This window comes from Burkholderia sp. S-53, assembly GCF_025560745.1.
GTDB lineage: Bacteria > Pseudomonadota > Gammaproteobacteria > Burkholderiales > Burkholderiaceae > Burkholderia > Burkholderia pyrrocinia.
Genome location: NZ_CP090484.1, coordinates 1,033,002 through 1,046,722, shown reverse-complemented (window position 1 = coordinate 1,046,722; position 13,721 = coordinate 1,033,002). Strand labels below are relative to the sequence as shown.

7 protein-coding genes are annotated in these 13,721 nt (G+C 62.8%); 6 read left to right on the top strand and 1 reads right to left on the bottom strand.

Annotated features, from left to right (window positions below; translation table 11 throughout):
- Positions 1–90 precede the first annotated feature (90 nt).
- The gene (locus tag LXM88_RS26855) at positions 91–6,069 is read left to right on the top strand and encodes a hemagglutinin repeat-containing protein (RefSeq protein WP_262545741.1); all 5,979 of its coding nucleotides are present in this window, start codon (positions 91–93) and stop codon (positions 6,067–6,069) included.
- Between the two features lie 371 nt (positions 6,070–6,440).
- Here the strand turns inward: LXM88_RS26855 and LXM88_RS26850 are convergent, their stop codons facing one another.
- Positions 6,441–6,563 (bottom strand): hypothetical protein, encoded by a 123-nt coding sequence (locus LXM88_RS26850; RefSeq protein ID WP_262545740.1) that lies wholly within the window; start codon positions 6,561–6,563, stop codon positions 6,441–6,443.
- A 107-nt stretch (positions 6,564–6,670) separates the two neighbouring features.
- On the opposite strand from LXM88_RS26850, the gene LXM88_RS26845 reads away from it, so the two are divergent.
- The 5 genes from LXM88_RS26845 (at position 6,671) to LXM88_RS26825 (ending at position 13,721) form a co-directional block, all read left to right on the top strand.
- Positions 6,671–7,366, top strand: coding sequence for a YfiR family protein (locus tag LXM88_RS26845; protein ID WP_262546933.1), 696 nt, complete (start codon positions 6,671–6,673; stop codon positions 7,364–7,366).
- Positions 7,363–8,631 (top strand): diguanylate cyclase domain-containing protein, encoded by a 1,269-nt coding sequence (locus LXM88_RS26840; RefSeq protein ID WP_262545739.1) that lies wholly within the window; start codon positions 7,363–7,365, stop codon positions 8,629–8,631. The genes LXM88_RS26845 and LXM88_RS26840 overlap by 4 nt, the downstream gene beginning before the upstream one ends.
- Before the next feature lie 87 nt (positions 8,632–8,718).
- Entirely contained in the window at positions 8,719–9,228 is a 510-nt protein-coding gene (locus LXM88_RS26835; RefSeq protein ID WP_262545738.1) for an OmpA family protein, read from the top strand.
- A 346-nt stretch (positions 9,229–9,574) separates the two neighbouring features.
- Complete coding sequence (gene tssF, locus LXM88_RS26830; RefSeq protein WP_262545736.1) at positions 9,575–11,449, top strand: type VI secretion system baseplate subunit TssF; 1,875 nt, start codon at positions 9,575–9,577, stop codon at positions 11,447–11,449.
- A 133-nt stretch (positions 11,450–11,582) separates the two neighbouring features.
- The gene (locus LXM88_RS26825; protein WP_262545734.1) at positions 11,583–13,721 is read left to right on the top strand and encodes a type VI secretion system Vgr family protein; all 2,139 of its coding nucleotides are present in this window, start codon (positions 11,583–11,585) and stop codon (positions 13,719–13,721) included.

Genomic DNA, 13,721 nt, shown 5'->3' with positions numbered 1-13,721 from the left:
GGGCAGATCGTAGCGGGTCATGATCTGACGACCACGGTCGGCGGCGCGCTCGACAACAGCGGCACGCTGTCGGCAGGCAATGTTGCCAATGTGAACGCCAATTCCATTCGGAACCGCGCGACGGGCGAGATTTTCGGTGGGAGCGCTACGAACGTCCACGCGAACCAGTCGATTACGAACGAAGGTCTGATCGATGGCGGTACCACGACGGTGACGGCGGGGGACACCATCACGAACGCCGGTGGCCGGATCTATGGCGATACGGTCGCGGTGGGCGCGAACACAGTCGTTAACGACCAGAACGCGCAAGGCGTGGGCGGCGTGATTGCGTCGCGCGGCGACCTCGACATTGGCGCGCAGACGCTCAAGAACCAGAACAATGCACTGATCTACGCGAGCAACGACATCCGCGTCGGCGGCGCGCTGGACGCGAACCATCAGGCAACCGGCAGCGCGCAGGTCGTGACGAACAACGGGGCACAGCTCGATGCCGGTCGTGACATTACGATCGACGCGAACCGGTTCGAAAACCTGAATTCGAATTTCCAGACGTCGACTGTCACGACCGCCAGCGGCAACCAGCTGTGGTATCAGGTCCCCGGCTCGACCGAGAAGATCGACCCGTCGACCGTTTACCTGTACCAGAAGAACAGTCAGGAAATTCATCCGGGCACGGACTACCAGTGGGCACTGGACGACGACCAGAAGTTCATTCTGCTGCCGTCGACCAAATATCCGTTCGCCGAGTACGCGAAGTACACGATGAATGGTGTGGCGGGCAAGATCGATAACACTGCATATCCCGCGACGAACTTCGCGAATGGGGACACGGCTTCGCAGACCGGAGCTTATCGGACGGTGCCTGGCGACATCTGGGCGACGTTCGGTGTGACGCCGCCGCCTGATGCCAATTCGGCTTGGACTACGACAGGGCCGTTTTGGATGTCACCGGGCGTAGCACTGTTGACCGGTAGAAGCAACGTCGGTAGTGACTGGTTTTCCATCAAGGCTCCCACTGAAGCTGACGTAACGGGTGCAAAACCGGATCCCTTCGGTCCCCCGAGCCCGTCATGCGTGACGTCGACCAATGCGGCTTGTGCGCCTTTCCAGCAGTGGTACAAGGCGACCGTTGCCGCCTATCAGAATCTGAACCAGGCGTTGGTCGGCTATAACGCGGACGTGTCGAGCCGGCTCGTCCAGACCTATACCGTCTACACGGTCGATGTGAAATCGAGCAAGGATGTGGTAACGGCTTCACAACCCGGCACGATTACGTCTGGCCGGCACATCGCGATCAACACGCCCTCCGGCGTCAACGACAAGAGCCAGATCGTAGCCGGCGACGGCAACAATCCGACGAACGTGCAGAACATCGGTGCGACCGGTACTGAAACGTTCACCGGCTCGGGCAAGGCAATTTATACCTGGGTCCAGTCGGGCGGTGCCTTCAGTGGTGACGAACGCGCGACTTCCACGACCAACTACTCGCCGGCCATTCCGTCGCAAACGATCGATTTGCCGGTGGTACTGACCGACCCGAGCAAACCGTCCAATCCGATCAAGAGCGTGGCGGCAGCGACGTCCGTTGCGCAGGGCGCAAGCGGTACGGGCGTGACGCCGGTGGCGGGCAAGGATATTGGCGGGCAATTGCTGGTCGGCTCGGGCGTGTCCGGTGTCGGCGTGGGGAACGTATCGGCTGTGAAGGCGAATGTAGGTGATGTCGTCGTGCGCACGGTGACGCCGAACACACGTTTGCCCAACAACGCGCTGTATCAGGTCACGAGCGACCCGGGCAGCCACTTCCTGATCGAGACGGATCCGCGCTTTACCGATTACCGGAAATGGTTGTCGAGCGACACGATGCTGGATGCGCTCAAGGTCGATCCGAATGCCGTCCTCAAGCGGATCGGCGATGGCTTCTACGAGCAGCAGCTGATTCAGCAGCAGATCATCCAGACGACCGGCCAGCGTTTCATCGGCGACTATACGGACAACCAGAGCGAATATCAGGCGCTGATGGCGAACGGCGTGAAGGCATCGCAGCAGTTCGGATTGAACGTCGGTACGGCGCTGACCGACGCGCAGATGGCCGCGCTGACGAGCGACATCGTCTGGCTGGTGAATCAGACGGTGACCATGCCGGACGGCAGCCAACAGACGGTGCTGGTGCCGCAGGTCTATCTGCGCGCGAACGCGGCGGACGTGACCGGCGAAGGCACGATCATCTCTGGCAAGAACGTCACGGTCGATGCCAACGGTGCGTACAAGAACTCGGGCACAATTGCCAGCCGTAACGTGACGATCATCCATGCGGATTCGATCGACAACAGCGGTACGGTGTCGGGCGGAACGGTGCTCGCGAGCTCGAACCAGGATCTCAATAATCTTGGCGGGTCGATCCAAGGCAATACTGTAGCGCTGTCGGCCGGCCGTGATCTCAACCTGACGAGCACGACCAGTTCGGCGAAAGCGGCGAATGGCAGCGCGACCGGCATCGATCGTGTATCGACGGTCAATGCCGGCACGCTTCAGGCTGTTGCCGGTCGGGACCTGAATGCCAACGCGGCTGTTATCGCGACGACCGGCAATGCAGTACTGGCAGCGAACAACGATGTCAATTTGAATGCGGTTCGCCAGAGCAGCCAGGACGCAGTGAAGTGGGACGATCGCAACCATGCGGAACACTCTGCGTCGAGCGACACGGGTACGCAGATCGCGACGGGCGGCAACCTGGCGATTGTGGCAGGCCATGACGTGAATGCGACGGTTGCATACGCCAACGCGCAGGGCGCAATTGGCGTCAGCGCCGGGCACGATGTTAACCTGAACGCTGGCGAGCAGAGCGCGAGCGCGAACGACGAGCACTATCACAAAGAAAACGGCTTCCTGTCGTCGAAATCGACACACACGATCGATTCGAGCAGCTACACCAATGCGGTCGGCACGACGTTGTCGGGCAATACCGTCGCCGTGCAGGCTGGAAATGACCTGACGGCGAAGGCCGCAACAATCGCTGCAACCAACGACGTGAGCCTCGCCGCAGGACACGACCTGACGGTTACGACGGCGGACACGGCCTCGAGCGAGTATCACTACAAGGACGTAAAGAAGTCCGGCCTCGGTAGTCCTGGCGCCGGAATCTCGTATGGCACAAACCAGGCGATCGATGCCAGCCGCGATACGGTGAAGGGTTCGCAGGGCAGCCTGATCGGCAGCACGGACGGCAGCGTGTCGATGGTGGCTGGCAACAAGCTGCATGTGACGGGCTCCGACATTGTTGCCGGCAAGGATGTGACGGGCGTCGCGAAGGAAGTGACGATCGATGCGTCGCAGACGGATCGTCATCACGAAGAAACCCACGAGGTGAAGAGTTCGGGTTTCACGCTGGCGGTGAAGTCGCCGGTGATCGATGCGATCCAGAACGTGAATCAGCAGGCGCAAGGCGCGGGCGGTAGCCAGGACGGACGGGCGGCAGCGCTGCATGCGATTGCGGCGGCGGGCGGCATGGCCGATCTGGTCGGTGCGACGGGCAGCATGACGAATGCGCTGAACGATCCGAAGGGCAAGGTCGAGGCGAAGGTGGAGTTGAGCTTCGGCTCGTCGTCCAGCAAGTCGACGTTCACCGAGAACAGCACGCAGAACAACGGCAGCAGCGTGAAGGCCGGCGGTACGGCTGCGTTCATCGCGACGGGTGACAAGAATGCCGGACAGGGTAACGTGACGATCCAGGGATCGGACGTCACGGCGAAGAACGTGCTGCTGGAGGCGACGAACAAGGTCAATCTGATCAACAGCACGGACATGGACAGCACGCGCAGCACGAGCGAGTCGAAGAGCGCGGGCGTAGGTGTTTCGTATGGAACGGGCGGGTTCGGGGTGTCGGCGTCGATGGCGCGCGCGCACGGCGATGCGAACTCGGATGCGGCGACGCAGAACAACACGCACATCAACGCGAGCAATACCGCGACGATCATCAGCGGCGGCGATACCAATATCGTCGGGGCGAACGTCAATGCGCACAAGGTAATCGCGGATGTCGGCGGGAACCTGAATCTTGCGTCGGTGCAGGATACGAGCCAGAGCGCCGCGCATCAGAGCAGTTCGGGCGGCGGGTTCAACGCGAGCATGGGTGGCGCGAGCGCCAGCGTCAGCATGCAGAACGGTCGCGCGAGCGGTAACTATGCGGGCGTGCACGAGCAGACGGGCATTCAGGCGGGAGACGGCGGCTTTGACATCACGGTCAAGGGCAATACGGACCTGAAGGGAGCGTATATCGCGAGTACCGCGACGCGGGACAAGAACCAGCTGACGTCCGGGACGCTGATGTTCTCGGATATCCGGAATCACTCGGCATACGACGCGAGCAGCTTTGGGGTTAGTGCGGGTGGTGGTGTGGGTAATGGCGGTAACAACTACGCGACGCACGGGCCGACGAGCGGGAAGAACACGGGTGGTGTCTTGCCGCTGTATGTGAGCGAGAGCGACAGCAGTAGCGCAACGACGAAGAGCGCGGTCAGTGCCGGCAGCATCACGATTACGGATCAGGCGAATCAGAAGCAGGATGTGGCGACGCTGGAGCGTGATACGTCGAACCTGAATGGCACGGTCGGCAAGACGCCGGATTTTCAGCAGGTGCTGGGCAATCAGGCGGATCTGATCAATGCGGCGCAGGCGGCGGCGGAGACGATTGCGAAGCAGGTTGGATCGTATGCGGACAAGAAGCGCGATGAAGCGCTGAAGAATGCGGATGGCGCGAGTGATCCGGTGCTTAAGGCTCAGTATCAGCAGGACGCGAAGGATTGGGCAGAGGGTGGTGATAGTCGGGCTGCGCTACATGTTGCTGGTGGTGCGTTGACGGGCGGCTTGACTGGTGGTGGTTTGGGTGCGGTGGGCGGGGCTGCGGGTGCGGGCGTGTCGGCGAAGCTTGCGCCGGAATTGAATGAAATCGCCAAGTCGATCAAGGATGCGGGGCCGACGGGTAACGCGAACGTAGATGAGTTGCTGGGGAACCTTGCGTCGAATGTGTTGGCCGGTGGTGCGGGTGCGTTGCTGGGTGGTGGGGCGGGGGCGTTGTCCGGGGCGGGGGTGGATCGGTTTAATAGGCAGTTGCATCCTGAAGAGAAGAAGTGGATCAATGAAAAGGAAGCGACTTACGCGAAGAAATACGGCCTGACGCTCGAGCAGGCGCATAACGAACTCACGACGCAGGCCAATCTGCAAGTGCAGAACGGTTCGACTGGCACATGGAATCAGCGCGCAAGTGACTTTTTGGGTCAGGCGCACGGGATGCTGGAGGCGGATGGGAACAGCGGACTCGGGTATACGTTCTATGCGACGCCGGAGCAGAAAGCGAATGTGGAGATGTACGCGAAGCACTATCCGAATGATGTCGGGATGAACGTACCGGACGGCCAGGCGATAGCAAACTCGGCGGGCCGGGACAAGGGGCTCCAAAGCACATACGAGAAGCTCACGCTGGGTGCGGCAGTGGGTGCGGCGACGATAGCGGTAGGTGGACCAATCGCGGCGTTGCCGGGTGCGCCGATATTCAGTACGGGCGGGGTGTTGGGTTCGGGAGCGTTGGCGTCGCCGGTTGGGACGGGGGCGATCAGTGCGGGGATCAATGCAGGAACGCAGTACGGGAAGGATGGCAAGGTCAATTCAGTTGATGTGGCCGGTGCGTTTGCGACTGGTGTAGCCGGCTCGTATGGCAAGTTGGGCTGGAACGTATTCGTAAATACGATCGGTGGGGCGACGACAACTGCGTTGAATAATGTCTTGCAAGGGAAGAATGCCAGCATCGTCGATGCTGGCATTACGAGTGGCGCGCTCTCAGTGATTGGGTATTCAACCGGTAGGCTCGCTGAGTCGTGGATTAATTCAGCCCTTCGACCTACGGTTAACAATACCAATGGATGGGCTGCTAGCGAAGTTTGGGCCGGAAGTGGATGGAATCTGTTTCGGCCAAATACGACGGGAGTAATCGGAGGTACCCTTGGCGGAAGTGTGACTCAGGAAGCGGTTGGGCCGATGGTGCCTGTTCCCTCGAATGGAGGAGGAAAGAAGTGAGTCGTTGGATCGTTGCGTTTATTGGGGCTTGGGGAATTTGCATTACTGGGATGTATGTTGCGTGGCTGCTTGCACTAACTTTAAATTGTTTTTTTGCGCCGGGTTGTTTCGGGAAATTGAGCGTTGACGGATTGCTTTCGGCAGTGAATATCAGGGACGTGTTTGTAAGAGGGACTCTCCTCTCCATTGCCCTCATTGTCATTGCCCGGATTCGCCGCCAGAGACAATAACAAACCGCGAGCAGGCCGTGGTCGAGTCTGTCGATGAACAGTGGCAACGAGTCGGACGTTCGGCGGTTTGCGTATATGGTCTAATCGGAAGTCCGGACGAGGGCGGGGCAGCGTGAGCTAGCCGCACGCCCAATCTGCTGATCAATTCGCTGCCGTCCATGCTGAACCGACGATGGATGCCGCGCTCGTCACAATCGTCGTGCACAGCGCCGATTCAGCATACTTTCCGACGGTTTTAGCGGGTGTTTCCCACTGGTTGGTCATGCGAATTTTTACCTAAGATGAAGCAATCGTGCGCGCGATACGGTGCCTGCTCGCGTACGGAGGGAGGCAGGGGCAGCGCCGGAGCAACGCCAGCGGATGTTGCCATCATGGATGCAAAAGTGTGCGCGGCGGCTGTCAGTCTTGCGACTGCAATGACGCCAACGGGCGCGGCAGCGATTGCCGCGCCGAAGACGGGCCGGCACGGCCGTACTGCTTCGCTGCGCCACGCGTTACTCGCAATCGTTTGCGCACTGGGCGTAGCACCCACCATGCTCACCGGGGCGCCGGTCGATGTGGACGGTCAGGTCGAAACCATGCGCATCGTCGCCACCGCGAGCCCCGCAGATCCCGCCGTTTCGTCACACGACTCCGCCGTGCGTCAGGTCGTACTCGGCATCATCAGCTTCACGCACTGGCCGACGACGCCCGTTCGCCTGCATCTGTGCGTCACCGGTCGGCCCGACTACGCGCGCGGCCTGACCGACACGCTGCAGGCAGGCTCGACGCTGCTCGACGTGCAGCGTGTCCGCTTCGACGATCCGTCGCTCGGCATGGCCTGCGACGTCGTCTATCTCGGCATCCTGAGCGACGATGAGCGAAAGCGGGTGAGAGCCGCGGTGGCCGGCCACCCGGTGCTGACGATCTCGGAACACGATCCGTCCTGCACCGCAGGCGGCATGTTCTGTCTCAACGTCGACGGCGAACGCGTATCGTTCGACATCAACCTCGACGCGGTGGCGCGCAGCGGCGTGCGCGTGCACCCGAATGTGCTCAATCTCGCGCGACGGCCGGGGGCGCAATGACACGGTTCGCGCCTCACTTTTCCCCCTCGCGCGTGTCGCGCCCGACGCTGCAAAGCGTGTTGCGCCGCGCGCACCTGCGCCTCGCGTTCGTTGCCGTCGCAATGGCCGCCGTGTCGTTGATCGTGGTCGCCGTGATCGCGTTGCGCGCGTATGCCGGCAACAACCTGAACCTGCTCGCGCGCTCGCTCGGTTATACGGTCGAGGCGGCGCTCGTGTTCGGCGACCGCGTCGCGGCGAACGAGGCGATCGGGTTGATCGCCAGCGATGAGGACGTGGCGCAGGTGGTGGTCACGGACAGCAAGGACCAGCTGTTCGCGACATGGCAGTTGCCTGCCGCCAGCGAGATCGCCCGGCTCGAGCGCGTCGTCGCCGACTTTGCGTTGCCGGGGCCGGTGACGGTCCCGGTGATGCACGACGGTATCGTCGTCGGTCACGTCGTCGTACGCGGCCGCGGGCACCAGTTCTTCGGCTTCCTGCTCGGTGGCATCGGCGGCATTCTCGGCTGCCTGGCCGTCAGCGTGTTCGGCGCGTATGTCAGCTCGAAGCGCCTGCTGCGCAACATCGTTTCGCCGCTGCGCGCGCTGGCCGGCGTGGCGCACGCCGTGCGGCGCGAGCGAGCGTTCGCGCGACGGGTCGCGCCCGTGCCGATCGCCGAACTGAACGAACTCGGCGACGACTTCAATGCGTTGCTCGACGAATTCGAAGACTGGCAGAACACGCTGCGCGACGAAAACGCATCGCTCGAGCACAAGGCGACGCACGATGCGCTCACGGGCTTGCCCAACCGCACGCAGTTCGAGTCGCGTCTTGCACGTGCCCTCAGCGACGCCGGTGCGACGGGCGAGCGGGTCGGCATCCTGTATCTGGACTGCGACCGCTTCAAGGAGGTCAACGATTGCCTCGGCCACGACGCCGGCGACGCGGTGCTGATCGGCATCGCGGCGCGGCTGCGCACGCAGGTGCGCGAGGCCGATCTGGTCGCACGCCTCGGCGGCGACGAATTTGCGGTGATGCTGTCGGCGGCGCGCGATGCGGGCAGCGTGTGTCGCATCGCCGACGAGATATTGTCCGGCATGGCGCCGTCGATCGAACTGTCCGACGGCCGCATGGTGGCCACCATGATGAGTGCCGGCGTTGCGCTGTATCCCGACCACGCGTCGGACGCGAGCGGCTTGCTGCGCGCGGCGGATGCAGCGATGTATCGGGCCAAGCGCACTCGGCCAGGCTCGTGGCGGTTGGCTGAAAGTGTTGCAGGACCGGTTTGATGCCGATCGTTTCGCGCTGCGGGCGAGGCCGCGGCAGCGGATGACAAAAAGTGCACCCGACGCGGGCGCACTCGAAGGGGATGTGAAATGAACTACTCGTTTCCTGTGAGCCTGGGGCGGATGTGCGTCGGAAGCGCGCTGCTGCTGTGCATGCTGCTGGGGGGCTGCACGGCGCCGCCGCTTCACCGTGGGCTGACGCAGAAGCAGGTCTCGACGCTCAAGTCGGCCGGTTTCCACGAGACCGAAGAGGGTTTCGAGTTCGGCTCGACCGGACCGATCCTGTTCGATTTCGACCGCTATAACCTCAAGCCCGATGTGCGGCGGATCGTCGAGCGGATCGGGCGCACGCTCAGGTCGGCGGGGATCAACGGCGTGCGGGTTTATGGGTACTCGGATGAGGATGGCGCGGATGACTATGACGTCGAGTTGTCCAGGCGGCGTGCCGAGGTCGTGGAGATCGAGCTTGTCGACGTCGGGCTGGATGCGAAGCGCATCGCAGTCGTCGGAAGAGGGAAGCGCGACCCGGTGGGCGACAACCGTACGCCGGCCGGCAAGACGCAGAATCGGAGGGCGGCGATTGTGGTTTCGCCGCGGTGAGGAAAGGGGCGGCGCGTACTGGCACGCAGCGATGACGCTTGCGTTGCCTGCCGACAAGCAAGCCGCTCAGCCTGATCTGAAAGCACGGATACCGGACTGTCACGGTGCTGTCGGCTGTAACTGTTTGCCATCATTGCCATGCAGGCACCTGAGCGACTGTTCACAAGCAACGGACCTTGATGTTCACGGCTGATGGGACGGATCATTGGCCCAGGCTTTGATTGAAGATCGGAGGCCGCTGAATAAATTCGAAACGAGATTTTCAGTTGCCCGAATAGAATCGTTCCGCTCGATTTTTTGAATCCTGCATCGCCGCTTGGCGAGCACAGCGACGATCGGAACGTGTATGGCCATCGAACCCAAGGATCTTCTTCCGCACTTCGAACGCGAGATGGCGCTGCTGCGCCGATCGATGCAGGCGTTCTCGCAGCGTTTTCCTAAAATCGCCGCTCGCCTGGCGATCACCGGCGAGCATTCCGAAGATCCGCACGTCGAACGTCTGTTGCAGTCGTTCGCATTGATGTCGTCGTCTCACGACATCCGCCTCGACGATGATGTGCCCGCGTTTACGCACAGCCTGCTCGAGACGCTGCACGGCGCGTTCCTGCGTCCGTTTCCTTCCTGCGCGATTGCGCAATTTCATGTCGACCGAACCAGCAATCGGACAGAGCCCCGCGTCATCCCCTGCGGCGAGCACCTGGTTGCTCCGGCCGAGCGCGAAGTATTTCGCATGACGGATGAGGTCGCGATCGTGCCGCTGGCTGTTTCGGATGTGCGTTACACGACGTCGGCGATTGCACCGCGCGATGCGGCGTTGCCGCCCGAGGCGACCGGTTTGCTGACTGTCACGTTCGAGCTGACCTCGCCTGAAGCCGCGTTCGCGATCGTGCCGGACAGGTTGCGTCTGCACTTTACCGGCGCGCGCGAGATCGTCGCGGCACTCATGGACGCCATCCTGCTGTTTGCCGTACGCGGTTTCGCCGAGGCTGACGGATCCGGACGCTGGAAGCGTCTTCCGGGCGAGGTATTCACGGCCGTCGGCCTCGAGCCGGCCGATGCGCTGCTCGATATGCCGCGTGACGATGCGCTCGTGCCTGTTCACCTGCTGATGGAGTACTGCGCCGTTCCGGAGCGCTTCGATTTTGTCGACCTGGATATGCGACCGCTCAAACGGATCGCAGGCGGCAGTCGTCGCGTCGCACTGCATCTGGTGATCGCGGGCGTGCATCCGGATTCTCATCGGGCGCAACGTCTGGCCACAGCGACGGCTGAACATGTGCGTTTGTTTTGTACGCCCGCGATCAACCTTTTCCTGGACGACGCCGAGCCGATTGAGACCTGTACCGGTGGTTCGTATTACCCGGTGAAAGCGCTGGCACAGAAGAACGCGTCGCAGACGAACATCTGGTCGATCGACACGGTTCGCGAGATTTCCGACGCCGGTACGTCGCTCCTGCCGCCGTTCCAGTCGTTGCAGCATGGGATGGGCGCCCACCTCGGGCTGTACTGGGCCGTGTTGCGCGACGAGGCTCGGCGGGCGCCGAAGAAGCCTGTCGACCCCGAGGACAAAAAGGCGGGCAAGACGCCGTCCCCGGACGAGATTGCCGAGCAGCGCCGCGGCGTCGAACTGGCACTGATCGACCGGGACGGCCAACCTGCCGACCCCGGGCAGCGCAAACTGGCGATCCGGCTTTCCTGTACCCAGGGCGACCTGTCCGGGATGCAGGAACGCGAGCTGGCCTTGCGCGCAGGCGATCCGGTGGGGACGATCGCGCTGTTGAACCGGCCGACCCGGAGCCGGCCGCCGGCTTTCCGCTACGGCGAGCTGTGGGATCTGCTGTCATTGCTCGTACCGCAGGCGATTCGGCTCGACAACGGCGGTCTGGCCCAACTGACGCGGCTCTGCACCCGCTGGGCCGAATGCTCGGTCGACGCCGGGCGACGCTTCGACGCGCTCGTTTCGTTGTCGACCGCGCGCGTGCGGCGCTGGCTGCCCGGCAAGCCGGCGTCGGCGTTTGCGCAGGGGCTCGAAGTGCGGCTGGTGGTCGATGAACAGCGTTTCGCCGGGTTCAGTCTTGGCGGATTCGCACACGTGATGGATCGGTTCTTCGTGCCCTACGTTCCGGTTACCAGCTTTGTACAGGTGGTGCTGTTTTCAGCGCAAACCGGCGCGCTGCTTCGCCGTGGGCAACCGTGCCCCGGCGTCCAGCCGCTGGTCTAGGTTTTCGATTTTCGGGGCTCGAACGGAAACGTTTGCGGGTGCCTTTCGCGCGGTCGGAATTTGTCCTACATTAACGGGGCTTCGGGCCGGCCAGACGGCCCACGGAACCTGAGATCACACGCAAGGAACAAGAATGAGTTTCGCTCCGAACGGGGGTATTCCCAATGGTTTGGGCGGCAGCGCGCTCGGCTCCTTGAGCGCGCTCGGCGGCCTTGCAGGGCCGATCGCCTCGAGTGTTGCCGGGAGCCTCGGGCCGCTCGCGGGCCTGGCCGGGCACGTCGACACCGTCCAGCGTGCGATGCAGCTCGCACAGACCGGCTTCTCGCTGATGGACAAGACGCCCGGCGCGGTTGCCGAAGCGATCAACGGCGCCGCCAACCCCGCGCGCCTGACCCAGCTCAATCGTTACGTCACGCTCGATACGCCGCTCGGCCCGGATGTGCTGCTGGTCAGCGCCGCCGTCGTCGACGAGTACGTGAACCGGTTGCCGGAAATTCACCTCGACCTGCTGTCGCATCGCCACGACCTGCGCCCCGACGACCTGATCGGCCAGCAGGTCAAGATCCGGTTCGATCAGCAGGCGCGCCTGTCGACGCTCGAACGCGTCGTTGCATCGGGTGCCGGCGAGAACGACCGTTACTTCGACGGCTACGTTGCGTCGTTCGACCGCGCCGGCAATCCCGGGAATGTCACGCAGTACCACCTGACGGCGGTGCCATGGTTCTGGTTCCTGACGCGCTCGACCGACTGCCGGATTTTCCAGAACAAGACCGCGCAGGACATCCTCACCGAGATCTTCCAGGAGCACGGATTTTCGGATTTCGTGTTCGACATCCGGACGAGCCAGAAACCGCTCGAATACGTGGTGATGTACCAGGAGTCCTATTACAACTTCTGCGCGCGGTTGATGGAGCAGGAAGGGCTGGTATGGACGCACCGCTACGAGAAGGACAAGCACATGCTGGTGATCGGCGACACGAATCTGCTGTTCCGCCCGATCGACGGTCTGGCAACTGTGCCGTTCGCCGCCACCGAGGCGAGCGAGGACAGCGGCATCGACCAGTTGCACGAAGGCCGGCGCTTCGGCGTCGGCAAGGTCACGTTCCGCGACTTCAATCATCAGAATCCGTCGTCGCCGCTGATGCTGGTGGAAGCCGGCCCGCAGAACCTCAAGCACGCGCGGCTCGACTCGACCGAGCGGTTCGAGCACCAGTCGCTGTACGACCACGGCGACGACGGCAACCGCTACGCCCGTTTTGCGATGGAGGCCGAGGAGGCGCAGGCCCATCGCTATACCGGCGGCGGCTACGCGTGGCGCATGACCACGGCCGGCGCCGTCAACGTGGCGAATCACCCGGTCCTCGAGAACAACCAGGAATACGTGATCCTGCATGTGCGCCACGAGGCGGTAAACGATTACACGCAGCACAGCGCAAAACTGCCGTACCGCAACAGCTTCGCGCTGCTGCCGAAGAAGATTCCGTACCGTGCGCCGCGCGGTACGCCGAAACCGGTGATTCACGGCACGCAGTCGGCGATGGTCGTCGGTCCGAAGGGCGAGGAAATTTACACCAACGGCAGCGCCGTGAAGGTGCATTTCCCGTGGGACCGGCGCGGCAAGAAGGATGGCTCCGACTCGATGTGGGTACGCGTGTCGCAACCGTGGGCGGGCGACGGTTGGGGCGCGGCCGCGATTCCGCGGATCAAGCAGGAAGTGCTCGTCGCGTTCAATCAGGGCGATCCGGATAACCCCGTGATCGTCGGCCGCGTGTTCAACGGCGAGCAAGGCAACCCGTACCACGGCGCGGCCGGCCAGACGATGGGGATCAAGAGCCAGACGCACAAGGGGCAGGGCTCGAACGAGATCCGCATGACCGACACGAACGGCATGCAGGAATTCTTCATGCACGCGCAGAAGGACATGAACACCGTGGTCGAGAACAGCGAGACGCACAAGGTGCTGGGGCCGATGCGTACCGTGCTGGTGGCGACGGGTAGCGAAGAGAAGCAGATTCCGCAGGGCAACCTGACCGAGACGATCGCCGAGAAGCGGAGCACGACCGCGACCACGGTCGAGGTGACGACACCTGCCAAGGATGGCGGCGGCGGCACGCAGGTCTACGTGGCCGAGCGCGGCATCCTGCTGAAGGTGCAGGACAGCTCGATCTCGCTCGCGCCCGAAGGCATTCGCCTCGAGCACAAGGGCTCCGTGATCCTGATGACCGACGACGGCGTGATGGTCAACGGCCAGCGCATCGATCTCAACAAATAA